The 23326-nt window shown below is 72.2% G+C and carries 20 protein-coding genes and 2 pseudogenes; 16 read left to right on the top strand and 6 right to left on the bottom strand.

Annotated features, from left to right (window positions below; translation table 11 throughout):
• The first annotated feature begins 5 nt into the window (after window positions 1–5).
• From QUE38_RS00775 to QUE38_RS17790, 3 genes and pseudogenes are all read left to right on the top strand, one after another.
• Entirely contained in the window at window positions 6–620 is a 615-nt protein-coding gene (locus tag QUE38_RS00775; RefSeq protein ID WP_286309677.1) for a hypothetical protein, read from the top strand.
• Window positions 621–769: 149 nt separating this feature from the next.
• The gene (locus QUE38_RS00770; RefSeq protein WP_286309676.1) at window positions 770–1687 is read left to right on the top strand and encodes a phosphodiesterase; all 918 of its coding nucleotides are present in this window, start codon (window positions 770–772) and stop codon (window positions 1685–1687) included.
• Window positions 1688–1728: 41 nt separating this feature from the next.
• A pseudogene (locus QUE38_RS17790) lies at window positions 1729–2647 on the top strand (tyrosine recombinase).
• Window positions 2648–2668: 21 nt separating this feature from the next.
• Here the strand turns inward: QUE38_RS17790 and QUE38_RS00760 are convergent.
• Window positions 2669–3262 (bottom strand): murein hydrolase activator EnvC family protein, encoded by a 594-nt coding sequence (locus QUE38_RS00760; protein WP_286309675.1) that lies wholly within the window; start codon window positions 3260–3262, stop codon window positions 2669–2671.
• 258 nt (window positions 3263–3520) lie between these two features.
• On the opposite strand from QUE38_RS00760, the gene rpsB reads away from it, so the two are divergent.
• The 10 genes from rpsB (at window position 3521) to QUE38_RS00710 (ending at window position 10095) form a co-directional block, all read left to right on the top strand.
• Window positions 3521–4420, top strand: a complete 900-nt coding sequence (rpsB, locus tag QUE38_RS00755) for a 30S ribosomal protein S2 (RefSeq protein WP_286309674.1) — start codon at window positions 3521–3523, stop codon at window positions 4418–4420.
• Between the two features lie 38 nt (window positions 4421–4458).
• Window positions 4459–5289 carry a translation elongation factor Ts gene (gene tsf, locus QUE38_RS00750; protein ID WP_286309672.1) on the top strand — a complete coding sequence of 277 codons (831 nt, stop codon included), beginning with the start codon at window positions 4459–4461 and terminating at the stop codon, window positions 5287–5289.
• Window positions 5290–5405: 116 nt separating this feature from the next.
• A complete protein-coding gene (gene pyrH, locus QUE38_RS00745) occupies window positions 5406–6140 on the top strand; it encodes a UMP kinase (protein WP_286309671.1) in 735 nt (244 codons plus the stop codon).
• 52 nt (window positions 6141–6192) lie between these two features.
• Entirely contained in the window at window positions 6193–6747 is a 555-nt protein-coding gene (frr, locus tag QUE38_RS00740) for a ribosome recycling factor (RefSeq protein ID WP_286309670.1), read from the top strand.
• An 8-nt stretch (window positions 6748–6755) separates the two neighbouring features.
• A complete protein-coding gene (locus QUE38_RS00735) occupies window positions 6756–7736 on the top strand; it encodes a phosphatidate cytidylyltransferase (protein WP_286309669.1) in 981 nt (326 codons plus the stop codon).
• 14 nt (window positions 7737–7750) lie between these two features.
• Window positions 7751–8056 carry a DivIVA domain-containing protein gene (locus tag QUE38_RS00730; protein ID WP_286309668.1) on the top strand — a complete coding sequence of 102 codons (306 nt, stop codon included), beginning with the start codon at window positions 7751–7753 and terminating at the stop codon, window positions 8054–8056.
• Entirely contained in the window at window positions 8053–8301 is a 249-nt protein-coding gene (locus QUE38_RS00725) for a DivIVA domain-containing protein (RefSeq protein WP_286309667.1), read from the top strand. Before QUE38_RS00730 ends, QUE38_RS00725 begins: the two co-directional genes overlap by 4 nt.
• Window positions 8302–8453: 152 nt before the next feature.
• A complete protein-coding gene (locus QUE38_RS00720) occupies window positions 8454–9050 on the top strand; it encodes an aggregation-promoting factor C-terminal-like domain-containing protein (protein WP_286309665.1) in 597 nt (198 codons plus the stop codon).
• An 8-nt stretch (window positions 9051–9058) separates the two neighbouring features.
• Entirely contained in the window at window positions 9059–9364 is a 306-nt protein-coding gene (locus QUE38_RS00715) for a hypothetical protein (RefSeq protein WP_286309664.1), read from the top strand.
• Window positions 9361–10095, top strand: coding sequence for an alpha/beta hydrolase (locus QUE38_RS00710; protein ID WP_286309663.1), 735 nt, complete (start codon window positions 9361–9363; stop codon window positions 10093–10095). Before QUE38_RS00715 ends, QUE38_RS00710 begins: the two co-directional genes overlap by 4 nt.
• Before the next feature lie 45 nt (window positions 10096–10140).
• Here the strand turns inward: QUE38_RS00710 and QUE38_RS00705 are convergent, their stop codons facing one another.
• Together QUE38_RS00705 and QUE38_RS00700 are read right to left on the bottom strand one after the other, a co-directional pair.
• A complete protein-coding gene (locus QUE38_RS00705) occupies window positions 10141–11205 on the bottom strand; it encodes an AI-2E family transporter (RefSeq protein ID WP_286309662.1) in 1065 nt (354 codons plus the stop codon).
• Between the two features lie 25 nt (window positions 11206–11230).
• Entirely contained in the window at window positions 11231–12844 is a 1614-nt protein-coding gene (locus tag QUE38_RS00700) for a DivIVA domain-containing protein (protein WP_286309661.1), read from the bottom strand.
• A gap of 233 nt (window positions 12845–13077) precedes the next feature.
• Between QUE38_RS00700 and QUE38_RS00695 the strand changes: the two genes are divergently transcribed.
• Both QUE38_RS00695 and QUE38_RS00690 read left to right on the top strand, forming a co-directional pair.
• Window positions 13078–14946 (top strand): hypothetical protein, encoded by a 1869-nt coding sequence (locus QUE38_RS00695; protein WP_286309660.1) that lies wholly within the window; start codon window positions 13078–13080, stop codon window positions 14944–14946.
• Window positions 14947–14957: 11 nt separating this feature from the next.
• Entirely contained in the window at window positions 14958–15908 is a 951-nt protein-coding gene (locus QUE38_RS00690; protein WP_286311586.1) for a tetratricopeptide repeat protein, read from the top strand.
• A gap of 59 nt (window positions 15909–15967) precedes the next feature.
• Here the strand turns inward: QUE38_RS00690 and glgB are convergent, their stop codons facing one another.
• The gene (gene glgB, locus QUE38_RS00685; protein ID WP_286309659.1) at window positions 15968–18172 is read right to left on the bottom strand and encodes a 1,4-alpha-glucan branching protein GlgB; all 2205 of its coding nucleotides are present in this window, start codon (window positions 18170–18172) and stop codon (window positions 15968–15970) included.
• Window positions 18165–20203, bottom strand: a pseudogene (locus QUE38_RS00680) (alpha-1,4-glucan--maltose-1-phosphate maltosyltransferase). Before QUE38_RS00680 ends, glgB begins: the two are co-directional and overlap by 8 nt.
• A gap of 85 nt (window positions 20204–20288) precedes the next feature.
• Between QUE38_RS00680 and glgP the strand changes: the two are divergent.
• A complete protein-coding gene (gene glgP, locus QUE38_RS00675; protein WP_350227498.1) occupies window positions 20289–22841 on the top strand; it encodes an alpha-glucan family phosphorylase in 2553 nt (850 codons plus the stop codon).
• On the opposite strand, the gene ybaK is transcribed toward glgP, so the two are convergent.
• Entirely contained in the window at window positions 22817–23317 is a 501-nt protein-coding gene (gene ybaK / locus QUE38_RS00670; RefSeq protein WP_286309658.1) for a Cys-tRNA(Pro) deacylase, read from the bottom strand. The genes glgP and ybaK overlap by 25 nt on opposite strands.
• Between the last annotated feature and the right edge of the window lie 9 nt (window positions 23318–23326).

Raw genomic sequence — 23326 nt, 5'->3', positions numbered from 1 at the left:
GCATCGTGGACGAAGCACCCCGCACCCCCGAGACCGGCGGACTGAGCCGGCGTTCCGTCAACCGGGCCCTGGCCTGGTCCGTTCCGGCGGTCGCCGTGGCCGCATCCGTGCCGGCGTTCGCCGCGTCCGGGCCGCCGCCGACCGTGCTGGTCGGCGTGGCCTGCAAGATCCCGGGCGCCAGCCAGTCCCGGTGCGACCCCGAGATCAGCCAGGGCATCTTCGCCGGCGACTTCACGAAGGCGTTCGCGCTCCCGCTCCAGATCACGAACACGACGTCCGATGACCTCGTGATCAAGCCGAGCATCACCGTGACCAACGTCCGTGACGGAGCCGGCAACCCCGGCCTCCCGTTCGTCGTGCAGGGCATCTACCCCGACTACTGCACGCCGATCGCGCCCGGCGAGACCGCGGACGTCCTCGTCTACGCCAACTCCGACAACAGCCAGAACGACGACGTCTACGCCGACCTCACCATCTACTGGGGGCACGACTGCACCGACAACGAGCACCTGCCGATCTTCATCCCGGACGTCTACGCGCCGGCGTTCCCGCCGTGCTCATCGAACACCCCGTTCCCGGAGGGGGCGCCGACGTGCACGCCGCCCTTCTACCAGAATTGAGGCGCGCAGTCGGTCGGGCCGTGCCCGGGCGACGACATCGCTCCGACGCCGCGGGAGCCCGCGCCGCGGTCGACCTCGGTGCGCTTCCTGCATAGGCTGGCGACGGGCGCCGCGTCAGCCGTCGGCAGCGCCGCCCGGGAGGAGCGCACGTGTCGAGGATCCCGCTCGGGCAGGACGAGGCCCCCACCCACGTCATCGCGCACCTGAGCGACTCGCACTTCCTCGCCGGCGGCGCGCCGCTGCACGGGGCGATCGACACGGATCGCACGTTCGCCCGCGCGCTCGAGCAGGTCGAGGCATCCGGCCGCCCCATCGACGCGATCGTGCTGACGGGCGACATCGCCGACCTCGGCGAGCCCGAGGCGTACGCGCGCATCCGGGGCATGGTCGAGCCGGTGGCCGAGCGCATCGGCGCCGAGGTCGTCTGGGTCATGGGCAACCACGACGAGCGCACCCCGTTCCGCGCCGGTCTGCTGCAGGCGGGCCGAGCGCCGGGCAGCGGGGAGGACCCCGTCGACTACGCCGTCGACGTCGCCGGCCTCCGCATCGTCGCGCTCGACTCCACCGATGGCGGGTACCACCACGGGCGGCTCGACGAGACGCAACTCGACTGGCTGGCCGGCGTGCTCGACGACGCCCCCGAGCACGGCGCGGTCATCGCGCTGCATCACCCGCCGCTGGCCACGCCGCTCCCGGTCATGGAGGTGCTCGAGCTCCAGCACCGCGACGCGTTCGCGCGCGTGATCGCCGGTGCCGGCGACCGCGTCCGCGGCATCCTCGCCGGGCACATGCACTACGGGTCGTCGGGCGTCTTCGCCGGGGCACCGGTCTCGGTCGCCGCGGCCACCGCGTACACGATGGATCTCTCCGCGCCGGCGCGCGAACTCGTCGGCGTCGATGCCGGTCAGGCGTTCGCGCTGGTCGAGGTGCGGCCCACGGGCCTCATCTCGGCGACGGTGCCGATCGGCCGGCCGACGCGGGTGTCGGGCTTCGACGGCGAGTTCCTCGACCGGCTGGAGGCGCTCGCCCCGGCGGAGCGCATCGAGCTGTTCTCCCGCAAGCGGTGAGTCACCGGGCCCCCACGCGGGCCGGGCGAGATGCTGGGGGCATGCGACAGGCTGCGGCCGTCGAACGCTACCTCGACGAACTGGGCGCCGTGCGCGGACTGAGCCCCCGCACGGTCGACTCGTACGCGTCCGACCTGGCCGACCTGAGCCGGTTCGCCGGTGATCGGGGGTGACGGATGCCGCCGGGCTCGACCTCGACCTGCTGCGGGACTGGCTCTACGAGGCCACCGAGCGCGGCCTCGCCCGCACGACGATCGCGCGTCGCGCGGCCGCCGCGCGCGGCTACACGGCGTGGCTGACCCGCAGGGGAGTGCGCGACGAGGACCCGGGCGCGCGCCTCCGCGCGCCGAAGACCCGGCGCTCGCTCCCGCGGGTCGTCTCGGCGACCCAGGCGGCGGAGCTGCTCGCGGACGCCGCCGCGCGTGCCGCGGACGGCGACCCGGTCGCGCTGCGCGACGTCGCGATGCTCGAACTGCTCTACGCCTCCGGCATCCGGGTCTCGGAGCTCACCGGCCTCGACGTCGACGACATCGACCGCTGGCGCCGCACCGTCCGCGTGCTCGGCAAGGGCGGGAAGGAGCGGGTGGTGCCCTACGGCGGCCCCGCCGCCGATGCGCTCGAGCGCTGGCTGCGCGCCGGGCGTCCCGCGCTGCTCGCCCGGGGGCCGGCGGGTCGGATGCGGTCGCCGCGGCGTTCCTCGGCGCGAAGGGCGCGCGTGTCTCGCCGCGGATCGTGCACCGCCTCGTGTCGGAGGTGCTCGACGCCTTCCCGGGCGGTGGCCCCGCGGGCCCGCACACCCTGCGGCACGCGGCCGCGACGCACCTGCTCGACGGCGGCGCCGACCTCCGCACGGTGCAGGAGATGCTCGGCCATGCGAGCCTCGGCACCACGCAGATCTACACGCACGTCTCGGCCGAGCGCCTGAAGGAGAGCTACCGGCTCGCGCACCCGCGCGCCTGACGCATCCGGCCCCGGTGGTGGTCAGTCGAGCGGCAGCAGCACCGCTCGCGGCACGCCGCCGAGGAACACCAGCGGCGAGACGTACCGCATGTCGACGCGTGCACCGAGATGAAGGCAGTCGGCGCAGTGTCCGCCCGTCGATCGGGTGCCGAGCGCGTCGCCGGCCCGCACGAGTTCGCCCACCGCGACGGAGGGGACGACCGGCTCGAGCGTCGAGACCACCCCGTCGCCGTGGTCGACCGTGACGAGCGTGCGGTCGCCGACCCAGCCCGCGAACGCGACCACGCCGTCGTCGGGTGCGAACACCGGGTCACCCTCCCGCGCGGCGAGGTCGACGCCGCGGTGCCCTGCCGAGTACACGGTGTCGCCGGCGCGGTAGCCCGCGACGACCGAGATCGGCGCGGCGACCGGCCACCGCCACGCGGCGCCCGGGGAGACGACCGAGGCGATCTGGACGGAGACGGTCGTGGCGAGCGGGTCGCGCACCGACGACGCGGGGCTCGCCGTGGCGACCCCGGGCGCGAGCATGCAGGCGAGCAGCGCCACGGCAGCGGCGGGAAGCGCGAGGCGGAGCGGTCGGCCCGGACGGCCCGGGCGGGGGAGGGAAGCGGTCATGCGGACACCCTCGCGCGCGTGCGGGCGCCGGCTCCGAGGCATCGGCTCGGCCGCCCGACCGGCACCGGTCCGTCGGCTGGGGAGGAGCCTCGCTGTGATATCGTGGCGGGAGCACCCCGGTCTCCGGGGTGACTTCGCGTGCCCGTGAGGCGACACCCTCCATCAGTCCCGTTCGGAAGAACGGGTGGAGTCGTGCGCCGGGCACCAGGGTCCGCGCCGCCGGCGCGAACGACAACTGAGAACAGAAGGAGTACGGCCATGGCCGTCGTCACCATTCGCCAGCTGCTCGACAGCGGCGTGCACTTCGGGCACCAGACCCGTCGCTGGAACCCCAAGATGAAGCGATTCATCTTCACCGAGCGTTCCGGCATCTACATCATCGACCTGCAGCAGTCGCTCGCCTACATCGACAAGGCCTACGACTTCGTCAAGGAGACGGTCGCCCACGGCGGCACCATCCTCTTCGTCGGCACCAAGAAGCAGGCGCAGGAGTCGATCGCCGAGCAGGCGACGCGCGTGGGCCAGCCCTACGTCAACCAGCGCTGGCTCGGCGGCCTCCTCACCAACTTCCAGACGGTGTCGAAGCGCCTCGCCCGCATGAAGGAGCTCGAGGAGCTCGACTACGAGGGCACGACCTCGGGCTTCACCAAGAAGGAGCTGCTGCTCAAGAAGCGCGAGCTCGACAAGCTGCACAAGTCGCTCGGCGGCATCCGCAACCTCGCGAAGACCCCGTCGGCCCTCTGGGTGGTCGACACCAAGAAGGAGCACCTCGCGATCGACGAGGCCAAGAAGCTCGGCATCCCCGTGATCGCCATCCTCGACACCAACTGCGACCCCGACGAGGTCCAGTACCCCATCCCGGGCAACGACGACGCGATCCGCTCGGTGAGCCTGCTCACCCGCATCGTCGCCGACGCCGCGGCCGAGGGTCTCATCCAGCGTCACCAGAAGCCCGAGGAGGGCGCCGAGGCCGCCGAGCCGCTCGCCGAGTGGGAGCAGGAGCTCCTCCAGGCGCAGACGCCGGAGCAGTCGTCGGCCGAGACCGACAAGGTCGACGGCCCCACCGCTGAGGCCCAGGAGGTCGCCGAGGTGCCCGAGGTCGTCGCCGCAGAGGCCGCGACCGAGGCCCCGGCCGCCGACGAGGCCGCCGCCAAGTAGTCCACCCGAGACACATCGAGCAAGGAGAAGCAGAGCGAATGGCAAACGTCAGCATCGCCGACATCAAGGCGCTGCGCGAGCAGCTCGGCACCGGCATGAGCGACACCAAGGCCGCCCTCGTCGAGGCGGACGGTGACCTCGAGAAGGCGACCGAGATCCTGCGCCTCAAGGGCGCCAAGGGCAACGCGAAGCGCGCCGACCGCTCGACCTCGGAGGGCCTCGTGGCCGCGACCGAGAACGGCAACGGCACCGCGACGCTCATCGAGCTGGCCTGCGAGACCGACTTCGTCGCCAAGGGCGACAAGTTCGTCGGCCTCGCCGACCGCGTGCTCGCCGCCGTCGCGGCAGCCGGTGCCGACTCGGTCGAGGCGGCGCTCGCCGCTCCCGCCGAGGGCAAGACGGTCGCCGACGTGATCAGCGAGGAGGCGGCCATCCTCGGTGAGAAGGTCGAGCTCCGCCGCGTCGCGCTCGTGCAGGGCGAGCAGTTCTCGATCTACCTGCACAAGACGTCGAAGGACCTGCCCCCGCAGGTCGGCGTCGTGCTCGGCTTCGCCGGCGACGACGCGGAGACCGCCCGCTCGGTCGCGCAGCACATCTCGTTCGCCGCGCCGGAGTACCTCACCCGTGAGGACGTCCCGGCCGAGGCCGTCGAGAAGGAGCGCGCGCTCGTCGAGCAGATCACGCGCGAGGAGGGCAAGCCGGAGGCGGCACTGCCCAAGATCGTCGAGGGTCGCCTGGGCGCATACTTCAAGCAGGTCGCACTGCTCGAGCAGGACTACGCCAAGGACAACAAGCTGAAGGTGAGCAACGTGCTCGCCGACGCCGGGCTCACCGTGAGCGGCTTCGCCCGCTTCAAGGTCGGCGCCTGATCGAATGAGAGGAGTCCGGATCGCGCATCGCGATCCGGGCTCCTTTTTCATGCCCGCCGCAGTGGGCGGCCGGCATGCGCATGGGTAACGTGGTGCTGACAGGAAGGACACGGGGGATGGCTGGTACGAACACGCGCAGGCGCGTCCTGTTGAAGCTCTCGGGGGAGGCGTTCGGCGGTGGGTCGCTCGGCGTGAACCCCGACGTGGTGAGCGCGCTCGCGCGCGAGATCGCCGAGGCGGCCGCTCAGGTCGAGATCGCGGTGGTGGTCGGTGGTGGCAACTTCTTCCGCGGCGCCGAGCTCTCGCAGCGCGGCATGGACCGCGGTCGAGCCGACTACATGGGCATGCTCGGCACGGTCATGAACGCGCTCGCCCTGCAGGACTTCCTCGAGCAGGCGGGCGCCGAGACCCGCGTGCAGTCGGCGATCGAGATGACCCAGGTCGCGGAGCCCTACATCCCGCGCCGCGCGGAGCGCCACCTCGAGAAGGGGCGCGTCGTCATCTTCGGCGCCGGCGCCGGCCTGCCGTACTTCTCGACCGACACGGTCGCGGCGCAGCGCGCGCTCGAGATCGGCGCCGACGTCGTCCTCGTCGCCAAGAACGGCGTGGACGGCGTCTACACCGACGACCCGCGCACCAACCCGGACGCGGTCAAGATCGACTCGATCAGCTACCAGGACGCGCTCCAGCGCGGCCTCAAGGTGGTCGACTCGACCGCGTTCAGCCTCTGCATGGACAACGGCATGCCGATGCAGGTGTTCGGCATGCAGCCGAGCGGCAACGTCACCGCCGCCATCCTGGGCAGCGACCTGGGCACGCTCGTCGGCAACGGCGCGGCCGCGGCGGGGTAGCCCGGCGCCCCACGACTAGACTGTCCCGAGCAGCGAAACCGAAGGAGTCCACGTGATCGCGGATGTACTGTCCGATGCCTCCACCCGCATGAACAAGGCCGTCGAAGTCGCCAAGGACGACTTCGCGACCGTGCGCACGGGGCGCGCCAACCCCCAGCTGTTCCAGAAGATCATGGTCAGCTACTACGGCACGCCGACCCCGCTGAACCAGCTCGCGTCCCTGCAGAACCCCGAAGCGCGCACGCTGGTCGTCACCCCGTACGACAAGAGCGCCCTGCGCGACATCGAGCAGGCGATCCGCGACACGCCGAACCTCGGCGCGAACCCGAACAACGACGGCAACATCATCCGCGTCACCCTGCCGGAGCTCACCGAGGAGCGCCGCAAGGAGTACGTGAAGCTCGTGCGGTCGAAGGCGGAGGACGCCCGGGTGTCGGTGCGCAACATCCGCCGCACCGCCAAGAGCGACCTCGAGGCGCTCAAGGGCGAGGTCGGCGACGACGAGGTCGTGCGCGGCGAGAAGGAGCTCGAGCAGGTCACCAAGACGCACGTCGACGCGATCGACGAGGCGCTCAAGCGCAAGGAAGCCGAACTCCTCGAGGTCTGAGGGCGAGGATGACAGAGCCCGACGACACCAACGACATCGATCCGGGTCCGCCGGGCGCGCCCTCCGAGCTGCGGGCGCACATGCAGGCGCGACGGGTCGAGCTCGAGCGACAGTTCGAGGCGACGCGCGCGCAGTTCGACGCGACGCAGGAGCGCATCCAGGCGCGCACGGGGCGCAACCTGCTGCTCGCGATCGCCATCGGGCTCGTGCTCGGCGGCGGTCTGCTGGTGAGCCTGCTCATCGTCAAGGAACTGTTCATGGTGTTCGCCGGCCTCCTGGTCGGCTTCACGACGGCCGAGCTCGCCACCGCGCTCCGCCGCGCCGGCTACGCCGTGCCGCGGATCCCCACCGTGGTCGGTGCCGTCGCGGTCGTGCCCGCCGCGTACTACGGCGGGGTCGCGGGCCAGCTCATCGGCGTCCTCGGCGCGATCCTCCTGGTCAGCGTCTGGCGCGTGGTGGAGCAGATCATCCCCGCGACGCGGCGCGACTCGAAGCTCCTGCCCGACCTGTCGGCGGGCGTGTTCGTGCAGGTGTACGTCACGTTCCTCGCGGCGTTCGTCGTCGTGCTGACCGCGCAGGACGGCGGCCAGTGGTGGGCACTCGGCTTCATCGTGATCGTGGTGCTCGCCGACACCGGCGCCTACGCCGCCGGACTCACGCTCGGCAAGCACCCCATGGCGCCCGTGATCAGCCCGAAGAAGACCTGGGAGGGCTTCGCGGGCGGCGCCATCACGTGCCTCGTCGCGGGCGTGCTCGTCGGCCTGTTCATGCTCGGCACCACGTGGTGGTTCGGCCTGCTGTTCGGCGCCGCGATCTTCCTCTCCGCGACGCTCGGCGACCTGGCCGAGTCGCTCATCAAGCGCGACATCGGCATCAAGGACATGAGTTCCAGGCTCCCGGGCCACGGCGGGTTCCTCGACCGGCTCGACTCGATCCTGCCGTCGGCGGCGGTCGCCTTCACAGCCTTCCTGCTCTTCTCCGGCGTCTGAGGCAGAATAGTCCGGTGCACTCGACCTTCCCGCGCGTCAGGCGTCCACGGCTCGGCTACCACGTCGAGCAGGTCGATGCGTTCCTCGCGCGGGCGCGACGCGCCTACGACGGCGTCGGCGGCGAGGCCGACGCGCTCGCGGCCGAGGACATCCGCCTGACGGCGTTCTCGATGCAGAAGGGCGGCTACTCGACCGCGCACGTCGACGGCGCGCTGGAACGCCTCGAGGACGCCTTCGCCGCACGCGAGCGTCAGCGCGCCGCCGCCGACCAGGGCGAGGGGAGTGGATCAACGAGGCACGCGCGACCGCGCAGGTCGTGATCAACCGTCTCGCGCGCCCCGAGGGCCACCGGTTCGACCGGGTTTCCTTCCTCGCGGTCGGCTACAGCACCCGCGAGGTCGACCGATTCACGCAGAAGCTCATGCGCTACTTCCGCGACGGTGCGCCGATCAGCGTCGACGACGTGCGCACCGTGGTGTTCCGCCCCCAGCGAGGGGGCTATCGCGAGGTGCAGGTCGACCTCGTGCTCGACGCCGTCGTCGACGTCATGCTGGCCGTGCGATGACCCGCCGCGCGCGTCGCGACCACGCCTCCGGGCTCCGCTAGACTCGCCCTATCGTGGGCAGGCACTCAGGGCATCCGCCGAACTCAGCCAATGCACCGGCGGCGCGTCCGCCGGTGCGTCGTCGTACGACCGCTCCCGCTCCGGAGCGTCCCGTGCCCGCCCGCCGCTCCGCGAAGCAGGCCGTGACGGTCGTGTTCGCCTTCGCGGCATCCGTCTCGTTCGTGCTCGTGCAGCTGGTCGACCCGTACGCCGGCGCGACCGCGTCGGGGGAGTACCGCGCGAGCGGCGACCGCTTCGGCGGCGAGGCGACCCAGGCGGTCGAGGTGACGGGCGACTACGACTTCACGGCGACGCGCAATGAGTACGTCGTCGAGGCGAAGCCCGAGCCGGCGGCCGTGGCGGAGACGCCGCTCACCCTCGCCGCGCCGCCCGCGGTCGTCCCCGATCCGGGGTCGGCGCAGGCCTACGCGGCCACCGCGGTCGCGTCCCGGGGCTGGGGCTCCGGCGAGTTCGACTGCCTCGTCGCGCTCTGGAACAAGGAGTCGGGCTGGCGGGTCAACGCAATGAACCCGTACAGCGGCGCGTACGGCATCCCCCAGGCGCTGCCGGGCTCGAAGATGGCCACCGCCGGCGCCGACTGGCAGACGAACGCCGCGACGCAGATCGAGTGGGGCCTGGGCTACATCGCCGGCCGGTACGGCACGCCGTGCGGCGCGTGGTCGCACTCGCAGTCGGTCGGTTGGTACTAGGCGGGCGGATGCCTCGCAGCAATCGCCGCCGCGGCAGCCGTCGCGCACGTGAGCAGGACGCCGAGCCGCTCGACGTCGATCGCCTCCGCGCCGGCTGGAAGCGCACCGAGCATCGCCGCGACGGCGAGTGGTTCGTGCAGCCCGTCTCCGAGGCGCAGGCGAACAAGCCGTACACCTGCCCGGGGTGCGGCCTGCAGGTCGACCCGGGCACCGCGCACGTGGTGGCCTGGCGTGCCGACGGCGTGCTCGGCGACGCGGCCGACCTCGCCGCGCGGCGGCACTGGCACGCGCACTGCTGGAAGGTGAAGCCATGACGAGCGAGACGAGTGGAACCGAGATCCGCGCGGGCGCTGAGCTGCCCGCGCGGCGCGAGGAGGTCGAGCTCGAGACGAGCGACGGCCTCACCCTGGTGGGCGAGCTGGCGCTGCCCGAGGGCGGCGCGCCCACGGCGACGCTCGTGACGCTGCATCCGCTGCCCACCGCCGGCGGGTTCATGGACTCGCACATCCTCCGCAAGGCCGCCGCCCGGCTGCCCGCGCTCGCGAACGTCGCCGTGCTGCGGTTCAACACGCGCGGCACCGAGTCGCCGCGCGGGCGCAGCGAGGGCGCGTTCGACCACGGCGAGGCGGAGCGCCACGACGTCGACGCGGCGATGGCGTTCGTCGCCGAGCGCGGACTGCCCCGCCCGTGGCTCGTCGGCTGGTCGTTCGGCACCGAGCTGGCGCTGAAGTACGGGCGGCCGCACGACGTCGAGGGGCTCATCCTGCTCTCGCCGCCCCTGCACCGCACCGACGACGAGGAGCTGCAGGCGTGGGCGGGCGACGAGCGCCGCATCGTCGCGCTCATCCCCGAGCACGACGACTTCCTGCAGCCCGACGAGGCGCGCGTGCGGTTCTCGCTCGTGCCGCACCTCGAGCTCATCGCGGTCGAGGACGGCCGGCACCTGTGGGTGGGGGAGACGCAGACGCGCCGCGTGCTCGACGAGATCGTGCGGGTCGTGGCCCCGTCGGTGCCGGTGCCGCTGCCGACGCGCTGGCCAGCCTGAGCGTCGCGGGGCGAGGGGAGCGGATGCCCCGGGGCATCCGCTCGCTCAGCGCTCGTTCTGCCGGGGGATGATGACCTGCTTGATGATGAGCAGGATCGACGCGGCCACGGGGATCGCGATGAGGGCGCCGAGCACGCCGAGCAGCGAGCCGCCCGCGAGCGCGGCGACGACGACCACGGCGCCGGGCACCTGCACCGCACGGTTCATGATGTGCGGGCTCAGCACGTACGCCTCGACCTGCATGTAGATCACGTAGTAGATCGCCGCGACGAGCGCGGTGAGCGGTGAGCCGATTCCCGGGATGAGCGAGACCAGCACGATGATCACCGAGCCGGTCAGCGTGCCGACGAGGGGGATCAGCGAGAGCGTGAAGGCGACGAACGCGAGCACCGCCGGGAACGGCGCCTGGATGATGGAGAGGAAGATGAAGCTCGCGACGCCGTTGATCGAGGCGAGCGAGACCTGGCCGACCACGAAGCGGCCGACCGACTGGGTGATCTGCTCGGTGAGGTCGGCGAACCGCGCGCGGCGCGAGGCGGGCACCAGCTGGTAGGTCGCGCGCTTCATCGAGTTGAGCGACGCCGTGAAGTAGAGCGTGAGGATCAGCACGACGATGCCGCCGAACACGGCCGCGCCGATGCTGAACGCGACCGCGAGGACGCCGCCGGCGAGTTCCGCGACGCTCGCCGGATCGTTCACGAGGTCGACGGCCGCGTCGGAGATGCCCTGGAGGATGTCCTCCACCCGGAGCATCGGGAACTGCTGGCTGAGCACGTCGACGAGCTCGCCCGACTCGATGCGCCGGAAGATCACGGGGATCTGGTCGATCAGCTGGCCGACCTCGTCGACGATGATCGGCACGACCGCGAGCACCAGGCCCGTGACGAGCGCGACCACGGCCGCCATCACCGTGATGATGGCGGCCCAACGCGGGAAGCCGCGCCGTTCCAGCCAGGTCACGACGGGGTCGAGACCGAGGGCGAGGAACAGCGCGGCCCCGATGTACGTGATGATCGTCGAGAGGCTGACGACCGACAGGATGATGAGCAGGCCCAGGCCGACACCGAGGGTGCCGACCAGGCCGAGGCGGAACGCGTTCTGGATCTTCACGAGCCGCGGACCGCCTCTCCGCCGCCTACTTGGAGGAGTTGGCGGCCACCTGCTCTGCCTGGGTCAAGACGCCGCGGAGGCTCTCGAAGTAGCCGGCGACCGCGTCACGCTCGATCCTAATCTGCGACAGGCGGTCCTCGGCGTCGGCCACGAGGGCGCGCGTGCGCTCGTCGGCCTCGGCGATCATCTTGCGGGCCTGCTCGTTGGCGGCGGCGATGCGCTCGCGGGCCTCCTCGTCGGCGCGCTCGCGCGACTTGAGGATGTCGGAGCGCAGCTCCGCCTCGAGGCGCTCGTTCTCGGCGCGGCTCTCCTCGGTGCGGGCGATCGCCTCGGCGAGCTCGGCGTTCGCGTCGTCGAGGAACTTCTGCGTCTCGGCCACGGCCTGGCGGTGCGCGGTGAGCAGCTCCTGCTCGGCGTCGTCGCGCTTCGCGGTGAGCTCGGCGTCGAGGTCGGTGCGGGCCTGCTCGATCTCGCGGCGCATGCGGGTGACCTCGTGCGTGGTCTTCTTGCGCATCGCGGCGAGCTGGTTGTCGAGCTCGATGCGGGCGCCCTCGGCCTCCGCCTCGAAGTCGGCGCGGGCCTGGTCCTGGTCGAGCGCCAGGTCGGCGCGGGCCTGGTCGAGTCCGGCCTCGTGGCGGGCGCGCACGCGCTCGAGCTCGTGCTCGAGCTTGAGCTTGGCGGTCTCGGCCTCGCGCTCGAGGTCGACCTTCACCTGCTCGCGCTCCTGCTCGATGCCCTCGCGTGCGGCGTCGATCTCGCGCTGCAGGTCGGCGCGCGCCTGCTCGATCTCGTGCGCGAGGGCGACGCGGCCCTCGGCGGCCTCCGCCTCGATGCCGGCGCGCGACTCGGCGCCCTCGCGCTCGAGGTCGAGGCGGGCCTGCTCGGTCTCCCGGGCGAGGTCGAGGCGGGCCTGCTCGGTCTCCTTGCCGAGCTCCGCGCGTGCGCGGTCGAGCTCGATGGCCACCTCGGCGCGGGTCTGCTCGGTCTCCTCGGCCAGGCCCTCGGCGGTGCTGCGGGCCTCCTCGGCCTCGGTGTTCGCCTCCTGCAGGACCTTCGCGGCCTCGCGCTCGGCCTCCGAGCGCATCGCGTCGGACTCGCGCTTGGCGGTCGTGCGCAGCTCGGCGGCCTCGGTCGCGATCGCCCCACGGATCGCGGCCGCGTCGCGCGCGGCGTCCTGCCGCAGCTGCTCGCTGTGGTCGTGGGCGCGGGCGACCATGTCGTCGGCCTCGGCGCGTGCGTTCTCGAGCGTGCGCGTCGCCTGGGCGCGCGCCTCGGAGACGGTGCGCTCTGCGAACTCCTGGGCGTCGGAGCGCAGCAGCGCCACCTCGTCGTCGGCTGCGCGGCGCAGCTTCTCGGCGTCGATGTCGGCCTGCGCGATGAGGCGCGTCGACTGCTCCTCGGCCACGCGCAGCGTGTTCTCGAGCTTCGTGCCGAGGCCGGAGAACGTCGGGTTGCCGACCTCCTCGAGCTCGGCATTCAGGTCGTCGATGCGGGCGACGAGGCGCTTGACCTCCTTGCCCTGCTCGGCGAGCTGGGTGTTCGCGTTGAGGAGCTCCCGTCGCAGGTCGACGAGTGCCTTGTCGACCTCGTCCTTGTCGTATCCGCGGAACACCTGCGTGAATTCGGTCTCCTCGACCATGTCTCCTCCGGGGGTGGGGTGGCTGGCCCGCGAACAGGGGTGGGGCGGGCCCGTCCGATTGTACGGGAGCCGCCTCGGCAGGAGGGCACTCGTGTGCACAGCCATCGGTTGGCCAACTCCCAGCCTCGGCCGATATCGTGGAACGTTGTGTCGCTCGCGACAGGCGGATGCACCGGAGCCCGAACCGGTGCCGGATCCCCGGGCGACCGACTCCCCGACCTGAAGGAGACTCGTTGCGCTTCGTACTCGCGCTGGTTGCGTTCATCGGCGCCGCGCTGATGATCGGCGCCGGCATCGCGCAGCGCACGGTGCTCCTCGAGCCCGACAGCGTCGTGCTCGACGTCACCGTCGAGAACCCGTCGAACTACATGGTCGTCGAGCCCGAGGCGCTCGCCGCCCACGCCGGCCAGCAGTCGTTCACCGTCAGCGGCTCGCCGCAGGTGTTCCTCGCGTACGGCCGCACGAACGACGTGCTCGCCTGGATCGGCGACACCTCGTACACGAGCATCGGCTTCGACGAGGAGGAGGGCGTGCTCACCTCGTCGCTCGTCACGCCGGCCGCCGACCCTGGTGCGGCGCCCGCGCCCGAGACCGACCCCGACGCGCCCGCGAGCGAGGACGAGGACGCGGACTCCGACGAGCCCGAGGAGAACCCGGATGCCACTGGAGACCCGTCCGGCTCCGACCTGTGGCTCGACCAGTTCGCCGCCGAGAACCTGCTGCGCACGACCGTCGACCTCCCGGAGGGCATCACCGTGCTGCTGGCCGCGGACGGCACCGAGCGCGCACCGTCGCGCATCGGCATCTCGTGGCCGCTCGACAACTCGACCCCGTGGGCCGGCCCGCTGATCGCGGGCGGCTCGCTGCTGTTCCTGGTCGGGCTGTTCTTCCTCCTCACCGGCATCCGTCGCCACCGCCGTTCGCGCGGCCCGCGCCGAAACGTCCCGAAGGGTCCCCGCCGTCTCCCGAGCGCACCGAAGCCCAGCGCCAAGCAGGTCGGGCGCGGCTCGGGTCGACGCGCGATCGGCCGCTCGCGGATCGCGGTCGTGCCCGTCGTGGCGATCTCGGCGTTCGCGCTCACCGGCTGCTCGGCCGACTACTGGCCCGACTTCGAGGCCATGGCCACGTCGTCGCCCACCGCGGAGCCGACACCCACGGCCGAGGGCGAGGAGGAGCCGGTCGTGCAGGAGGTGACGCCGCCGGCCGTCACGGTCCCGCAGATGGAGCGCATCATGCGCCGCATCGCCGTGCTCGCGGGCGACGCCGACGCCGAGCGCGACGAGTCGCTGCTCTCAGACCGCTTCACCGGGCCCGCGTTCGACGCGCGCGAGGCGAACTACGCCATCCGCTCGTCGCTCGACGACTACGCCGCGCCCGCCGCGATCCGCGCGTCGCCGCTCACGCTCATCCTGCCGCAGCAGGCGAACCTCTGGCCGCGCACCGTGATGGTCGTCACCCAGAACGAGGACGACCCGACCGAGGCGCCGATCGCGCTCGTGCTCGAGCAGGACGAGCCGCGCGAGAACTATCGCATCGTCTACGAGATGGCGCTGGCGCCCGACGCGCAGGTGCCGCCGGTCGCACCGGCGAGCATCGGCGCGCCGATCATCTCGCCCGAGTTCAAGGGCCTGCTCCTGCCGCCCGGCGAGGTCGCGACCGCGTACGCCGACGTGCTGCTGAAGGGCTCCGACAGCGAGTACAACGACCTCTTCACGCTCGAGGGCGACGTGCTGCGGGAGCAGCTCGGCGTGGCCGGCCAGCGGGAGATCGCCGGGAGCCTGCCCGACACCGCCGACATCGACTTCACGAACGAGGTCGGCGACGGGCCCACGGTGGCGCTCGCGACCAACGACTCGGGCGCGCTCGTCGCGGTCGAGATCGAGCAGCAGGAGGAGGTGACGCCGAACGACGGCGGCACCATCGGCTTCGAGGAGGGCTCGCCGGGCGCCGCCCTGTCGGGCTTCGACGAGAAGAGCGCGAAGGGCGTGCAGCGCCAGGTCTCGCTCCAGCTGCTGTTCTACGTACCCGGTGTCGGTTCCGACGGCACCATCACGCTGCTCGGCTGGTCCGAGAGCCTGATCAACGCCTCGGAGGTCCAGTGACGAACCCGCCCATGCCCGACCCGTCGTCGATGCGCGGCGCCGTGGACCTCTCGTCCCTGGCGTCCCGCCGTTCGGCACCGCAGCCGCCCGCCGCGAACGGGTCCGGCCCTGCCGCGGGCGAGGGCGGGCCGGTGCCCGCCTCCGCACTCGTGGTCGACGCGACCGACCAGAGCTTCGGCCAGGTCGTCGAGCTCTCCAAGCGCGTGCCCGTGGTCGTCGACCTCTGGGCCGAGTGGTGCGCCCCGTGCAAGCAGCTCACCCCGGTGCTCGAGCAGCTCGTCGCCGAGTACGCCGGTCGTATCGTGCTCGCGAAGGTCGACGTCGACGCCAACCCGCAGCTCGCGCAGGCGTTCCAGGCGCAGTCGATCCCGACGGTCGCGGCGGTCGTCGCCGGCCAGCCGGTGCCGCTGTTCACCGGTGCACAGCCCGAGCAGGTCGTGCGCGAGGTGTTCGAGCAGCTGCTGCAGCTCGCCTCGCAGCACGGCGTGAACGGCCGGGTCGACATGGGCGACGCGCCCGCCGAGGCGGAGGAGCCGGTCGAGGAGCCGCTGCCCGAGCACGTGCAGGAGGCGTACGACGCGATCGAGCGCGGTGACTACGAGGCCGCCGCGGCCGCGTACCGCACGGCGCTCGCGAAGCAGCCGTCCGACGCCGAGGCGAAGGCCGGGCTCGCGCAGGTCAGCCTGCTGGCCCGCCTGCAGGGGCGCGGCATCGACGAGATCCGCCAGGCCGCGGCATCCGCCCCCGACGACGTCGACGCGCAGCTCGCGGTCGCCGACCTCGACTGCTCGGGCGGCCACGTCGACGACGCCTTCGACCGCCTGCTCACCCTCTTCGCGAAGCTGGCTCCCGCCGATCGCGACCCCGTGCGCGCGCGCCTGCTCGAGCTGTTCGAGGTCGTCGGCATCGACGACCCGCGCGTGGGCGCGGCCCGTCGCCGTCTCGCCTCGCTGCTCTACTGAGCCGCCTGGGCTGCGCTACTGAGCTGCGGGCGAGTGCACCCGCGAGCCGTGCGCCGTCGTCACTCCGGCCGCAGCCAGAGCACTCCGAGCGGCGGCAGCGTGAGGTCGATCGACGCCGGGCGGCCCTGGAACGGCACCTCCTGCGCGTCGGCCCCGCCGAGGTTGCCGACGCCGGATCCGCCGAACTCCGAGGCATCCGTGTTCAGCACCTCGACCCAGCGCCCGGCGAACGGCAGGCCGAACCGCTGGCCCGTGTGCGGAACCCCGGCGAAGTTCGCCACGCACAGCAGCGGCCGTCGCTCGCGGTCGTAGCGCAGGAACGCGACCACGTTGGTCTCTGCCGAGCCGCCGTCGACCCACTCGAAGCCCGCGGAGTCGTTGTCGAGCTCCCAGAGCTCGGGCGACTCGCGGTAGATGCGATTGAGGCGGCCAACGAGGTCGAACAGCGCACGGTGGCTCGGCTGGTCGAGCATCCACCAGTCGAGGCTGCGCTCCTCGCTCCACTCGGAGAGCTGCCCGAACTCCTGCCCCATGAAGAGCAACTGCTTGCCGGGGTGCGCCCACATGTACGCGAGGTACGCGCGCAGGTTCGCGAGCTGCTGCCAGTGGTCGCCCGGCATCTTGTTCAGCAGCGACCCCTTGCCGTGCACGACCTCGTCGTGGCTGATCGGCAGCATGAAGTTCTCGCTGAACGCGTACATGAACGAGAAGGTGATCTCGTCGTGGTGGTACGACCGGTACATCGGATTCTCGCCGATGTAGCCGAGCGTGTCGTGCATCCACCCCATGTTCCACTTGAAGCCGAACCCGAGCCCGCCGCCCGAGGTGGGGCGCGTGACGCCCGGCCAGTTCGTCGACTCCTCGGCGATGATGACCGTACCGGGGTTGCGCTTGTACGACGTCGCGGTGACCTCCTGGAGGAACGAGATCGCCTCGAGGTTCTCGCGCCCGCCGTGGATGTTCGGCGCCCACTCGCCCTCCTCGCGCGAGTAGTCGAGGTAGAGCATGGATGCCACGGCGTCGACGCGCAGGCCGTCGACGTGGAACTCCTCCAGCCAGTACAGCGCGTTCGCGACGAGGAAGTTCTTCACCCGGGGGTTGCCGTAGTCGAAGATCAGCGTGCCCCAGTCCTTGTGCTCGCCGCGCCGCGGGTCGGGGTGCTCGTAGAGCGGCTCGCCGTCGAACCGGGCGAGCGCCCAGCCGTCCTTCGGGAAGTGGCCGGGCACCCAGTCCATGATCACGCCGATGCCCGCCCGGTGCAGGCGGTCGATGAGGTACCGCAGGTCGTCGGGGAACCCGAAGCGGGCGGTCGGTGCGAAGTAACCGGTGACCTGGTAGCCCCAGGAGCCGCCGAACGGATGCTCCGCCAGGGGCAGGAACTCCACGTGGGTGTAGCCGAGCTCGGTCACGTAGCCGATGAGCTCGTCCGCGGCGTCGCGGTACCCGAGGCCCTTGCGCCACGAGCCGAGGTGCACCTCGTAGACGCTCATCGGGCCGTCGTGCGGGTCGTGGGCGCGGCGGCGGTCCATCCACTCGTGGTCGCCCCACTCGTACGAGGTGGCGGTCACCGCGGACGCGGTCGACGGCGGAGCCTCCGCGGCGCGGGCCATCGGGTCGGCGTGGGTGACCCAGTCGCCCGACCGGGTGCGGATCTCGAACTTGTACAGCGCGCCGGGGGCGACGTCGGGCACGAACAGCTCCCACACCCCGTTGCCGCCCATGTTGCGCATGGCGTGCGCGGAGCCGTCCCAGTCGTTGAAGCTGCCCTGCACGCGCACCGCCTGGGCGTGCGGCGCCCAGACCGAGAACGACGTGCCCGAGACGGGGGAGCCGATGCCCCAGTGGTCGCGGTGGTGCGCGCCGAGCACGCGCCACAGCTCCTCGTGGCGGCCCTCGCCGATGAGGTGCAGGTCGAGCTCGCCGATCGACGGGGCGAACCGGTACGGGTCGTCGGCGGTCCACTCCGCGCCGTCCTCGTAGCGCGCCTCGATGCGGTAGTCCTGCGGCGAGAAGTCGCCGACGCCCTGCCAGATGCCCCAGCCGAGGTGCTCGAGCGGCAGCCGGCCGTCCTCGAGCACGGCGTCGACGTCCCGGGCGAGCGGTCGGCGGGCGCGGATCACCGTGCGCGCGGGCTCGCCCGGCCGCTCGATCGGGTGCTGGCCGAGCACGCCGTGCGGGTCGTGGTACCGGCCCTCGCCGACCGCGGCGAGGATGTGGTCGGCGGGGCGCGCGGGCATCGCCGGCTGCGGGTTGGTGTCAGGCATCGATCGCCCCTCTCACGTGCAGGATGTGCACCGGCATGGTGAAGGCGTCGAGTCGCACGTAGTTCGACGCCCCCACTCCCAGCTCTCGCCGCTCACGAGCTCGTCGACCCGGTAGCGGGTGCCCTCGGGCAGCCCGAAGGCGGTGACGTCGAGGTGCACCGTCGTCTCCCGCACGGAGTGCGGGTCGACGTTGGCGATGACGACGATCGTGTCGGGCTCGCCGGACGCCGTGAACGCGCCGTCGAGGTGCTTGCTGTACGCGAGGATGGCGGGGTCGTCGGTGGCGTGGAAGCGGATGTTCCGAAGCTGCCCGAGGGCCGGATGCTGCGCGCGTATGCGGTTCAGGATGCCGAGGTAGAGCCCGAGCGAGCGCCCCTCCGCCTCGGCGCGTGCGAAGTCGCGCGGCTTGTACTCGTACTTCTCGTTGTCGATGGCCTCCTCGGCGCCGGGGCGCGCGACCGACTCGAACAGCTCGAAGCCCGAGTACACGCCCCACAGCGGGCCGGCGGTGGCCGCGATCGAGGCACGCACGGTGAACGCTGCCGGGCCGCCGAACTGGAGGTACTCGGTGAGGATGTCGGGCGTGTTGACGAACAGGTTCGGGCGCATGTAGTCGGCCGTCTCCTGTGAGACGCTCGTGAGGAACTCCTCGAGCTCCTCCTTGGTGTTGCGCCAGGTGAAGTACGAGTACGACTGCTGGAAGCCGACCGCCGCGAGCGAGCGCATCATCGCCGGGCGGGTGAACGCCTCGGCGAGGAACACGACGTCGGGGTGCTCGGCGTTCACCTCGCCGATGATCCACTGCCAGAACGCGAGCGGCTTGGTGTGCGGGTTGTCGACGCGGAAGATGCGCACGCCCTGCGCGATCCAGTGCCGCAGCACCCGCAGCGCCTCCTGCCGGATGCCCTCCGGATCGTTGTCGAAGTTGATCGGGTAGATGTCCTGGTACTTCTTCGGCGGGTTCTCCGCGTACGCGATCGTGCCGTCCGGCAGCGTCGTGAACCACTCCGGGTGCTCGGTGACCCACGGGTGGTCGGGCGAGGCCTGCAGCGCGAAGTCCATGGCGATCTCGAGGCCGAGCTCGTTCGCCCGCCGCACGAACGCGCGGAAGTCGCGCAGCCGTCCGAGGTCGGGGTGGATCGCGTCGTGCCCGCCCTCGGGCGAGCCGATGGCCCACGGCGAGCCGGGGTCGTCGGGGCCGGCGTCGAGGGTGTTGTTCGGGCCCTTGCGGAACGCGCGGCCGATCGGGTGGATCGGCGGCAGGTAGACCACGTCGAAGCCCATCGCGGCGACCTCGGCCAGTCGCTGCTGGGCGGTGCGGAAGTTGCCGCTCCGCCAACGCCCGTTCTTGTACCGGTGCGCGCCCTCCGAGCGCGGGAAGAACTCGTACCAGGAACCCACGCCGGCGGCGCGCCGCTCGACCCGGATCACGTGCTCGGGCGACGTCGTCGTGAGCGTCGCGAACGGGCGCAGGTGGAACTCGGCGTGCAGCGCCGCGTCGTCGATCACGGCGGCGCGCTCGTCCACGGGCTTCGCGCGGTTGCGGAGCAGTCGGGCGGATGCCGCGAGCCGGCGCCTCGCGCGCTGCGGGCGCTTCATCTGCAGCGACGCCTTCTGCAGCATCCGTGCGCCGATCTCGAACATGAGCTCGACGTCGATGCCCGCGGGGACCTTGATGCCCGCATCGTGCACCCACGTCTCGAACTCGTCGCCGAACCCGGTCACGCTCCAGCGCCACTCGCCGACCTCGTCGACCAGCGCGAGCGCCTCCCAGCGGTCGAGGCCCGGTCCCATCAGGTGCATCCGATGCTCGCTCGACGCGCCGGAGGGCGAGGTGAGGTGCAGCATGGCGCCGACGGCGTCGTGCCCCTCGCGGAAGACGGTGGCCCGGAACGGCACCACCTCGCCGTCGAACGCCTTCGGGCGCAGTTCCGGCTCGAGTGATGCGGGAGTGAGGCGGCCCACCGGGATCCGGCCGACCGTCGTCGTGGGGGAGGTCACGCTCCGACCGTATCGCGTCGACACGACCATGTCGGGGGATTGCGTTCACGCGTCCGACATGTTGCACACGTACGCTGATGCCGTGCGAGCGATCCGTCGATTCACCGTCCGTCCCGTGGTTCCGGAGCGCCTGTCGGCGCTGGAGGAGCTCGCCGCGAACCTGCGCTGGTCCTGGCACCTGCCGACCCGCCGGCTGTTCGAGCACGTCTCGCCGCACGCGTGGGCGGCGACCGGGCACGATCCGGTCGCGCTCCTCGGCGAGGTGGAGCCGGAACGTCTGGCGGAACTCGCGGCCGACGACGGATTCGTCGCGTGGGCCGAGTCGCTGCGCGCCGACCTGCACGCGTACCTCGGCGAGCCGCGGTGGTACCAGGGCCTCGAGGGCCCGGCGCCGGCGCGGATCGCGTACTTCTCGCCCGAGTTCGGCATCGCTGCGGCGCTGCCGCAGTACTCCGGCGGCCTCGGCATCCTCGCCGGCGACCACCTGAAGAGCGCGAGCGACCTGGGCGTTCCGCTGACCGCCGTGGGGCTGTTCTACCGCGCGGGCTACTTCTCGCAGTCGATCTCGCCCGACGGCTGGCAGCAGGAGCGCTACCCGGTGCTCGACCCGGACGGGCTGCCGCTCACCGTGCTGCGCCGGCACGACGGCACGCCCGAGCAGGTGAGCCTCGCAATGCCGGGCGGGCGTGCGCTGCACGCCCGGGTCTGGCAGGCCGCGGTGGGCCGGGTCACGCTGCTGCTGCTCGACACCGACATCCCCGCGAACGACGACGACCTCCGCGGCGTCACCGACCGCCTGTACGGCGGCGGCGGCGAGCACCGCCTGCTGCAGGAACTGCTGCTCGGCATCGGCGGCGTGCGCGCGCTGCGCAGCTGGGAGGAGCTCGGCGGGCACGCCGCCGCCGACGTGTTCCACACCAACGAGGGCCACGCCGGCTTCCTCGGCCTCGAGCGCATCTCCGACCTGATCGGCGAGGGGCTCTCGTTCCAGGAGGCGCTGCAGGCCGTGCGCGCCGGCACCGTGTTCACGACCCACACCCCGGTGCCCGCGGGAATCGACCGGTTCGACCGCGGGCTCGTCGAGCGCTACCTCACGCCCGAGCTGCTGCCCGGCGTGCGGTCGGCCGACGTGCTCGCACTCGGCACCGAGGCCGACCCCGGCTCGCACGCCTTCAACATGGCGATCATGGGCCTCCGGCTCGGCCAGCGCGCGAACGGCGTGTCGAAGCTGCACGGCGAGGTCAGCCGGCGCATGTTCTCCGAGCTGTGGGCGGGCTTCGACCCGAGCGAGGTGCCGATCGACTCGGTCACGAACGGGGTGCACGCGCCGACCTGGACCGATCCGCTGCTGAAGTCGCTCGCCGAGGCGCGGTTCGGCTCGCCGGACACGACCGCGGTCGACTGGGCGTCCGACGTGGTCTCCGACGCCGAGCTGTGGGAGGTCAAGCAGGCCATGCGCGAGCAGCTCATGGTCGACGCCCGCCGCCGCGTGTCGGAGGCGTGGTCGGCGAGCCACCCGGGCGCGGTGTCGCCGCCGTGGACGTCGGGCGTGCTCGACCCGCACGTGCTCACGATCGGGTTCGCCCGCCGGGTGCCCACGTACAAGCGCCTGACGCTCATGCTGCAGGACCCGGAGCGGCTCGCCGCCATCCTCACCCACCCCGAGCGGCCGGTGCAGATCGTCGTCGCGGGCAAGTCGCACCCGGCCGACGACGAGGGCAAGCAGCTCATCCAGCAGCTCGTGCGCTTCGCGTCCGACCCGGCGGTGCGCCAGCGCATCGTGTTCCTGCCGGACTACGACATCGGCATGGCCCGCACGCTCTACCCGGGCTGCGACGTGTGGCTGAACAACCCGCTGCGCCCGCTCGAGGCGTGCGGCACGTCGGGCATGAAGGCCGCCCTGAACGGCGCGCTCAACTGCTCCATCCTCGACGGCTGGTGGGCCGAGTACGCCGACGACGAGAACGGCTGGGCGATCCCGTCGGCCGACGCCGCGGGGGATGCCGCGGAGCGCGACCGGCTCGAGGCATCCGCCCTCTACGACCTCATCGAGCACCGCATCGCGCCCCGGTTCTACGACCGCGACGCCGACGGCGTGCCGACCGCGTGGGTCGACATGATGCGGCACACGCTGGCCACCCTGTCGCCCGAGCTGTCGGCCGACCGCATGGTGCGCGAGTACGTGCAGCGCCTGTACCGGCCCGCGGCCGAGCTCGCCGCGACGGCGAACGCCGACGACCATCGCCCGGCCCGCGAGCTGGCGGCGTGGAAGGCGCGCGTGCGCGCCGCGTGGCCGTCGGTGCGCGTGCGGCACGTCGAGTCGGGCGGCCTCGCGTCGGTGCCGCACGTGGGCGAGGAGCTGCGGTTGCGCGCGCACGTCGACCTCGACGGGCTCTCCGACGAGGACGTCGCGGTGCAGGTGGTCTACGGCCGCGTGCGCGACGGCGACGACCTGTCCGACCTGCGCACGTGCGAACTCGACCCGGATCCGTCGAGCGACGGGGCGGCGCGCGCGTGTACACCGGCGCCGTCGCGCTCGAGCGCGCGGGCAACTTCGGGTACACGGTGCGCGTCGTGCCGAAGCATCCGCTGCTGTTCAGCGCCGCCGAGATGGGGCTCGTCGCGCTGCCGTAGGGCGCCCGGTCAGTCGCGCGCGATCGCCGCGTAGCGCCCGCCGGTCACGGCGAGCAGGTCGTCGGGCGCGAGCTCCAGGTCGAGGCCGCGGCGGCCGCCCGAGACGAGGATGGCCTCGAACAGGATGGCGCTCTCGTCGAGCACCGTCGGGGCGGGCGTACGCTGCCCGATCGGGCTGATACCGCCGACCACGTAGCCGGTGCGTCGCTCGGCGACCGCCGGGTCGGCCATGCGCGCCTTCTTGCCGCCGGTCGCGGCCGCGAGCGCCTTCAGGTCGAGCTGTCCCGACACGGGCACGATGCCGACGACCAGCTCGCCGTCGACGTCGGCGAGCAGCGTCTTGAAGACCCGCTCGGGCTCGACGCCGAGCGCCTCGGCGGCCTCGAGGCCGTAGGCCTGTGCGCGCGGGTCGTGGGCGTACGGGCGCAGTTCGTAGGCGACGCCGGCCGCGTCGAGCGCCACGGTCGCGGGCGTGCCGCCGCGCCCCGTGGCATCCGCTCGCTTCGCCATCGTGCCGAC

Source organism: Agromyces mangrovi (assembly GCF_030296695.1).
Taxonomy (GTDB): Bacteria; Actinomycetota; Actinomycetes; order Actinomycetales; family Microbacteriaceae; genus Agromyces; species Agromyces mangrovi.
Note: the sequence above shows the minus strand (reverse complement) of the source record. Positions and strands in the feature narration are given on the sequence as shown.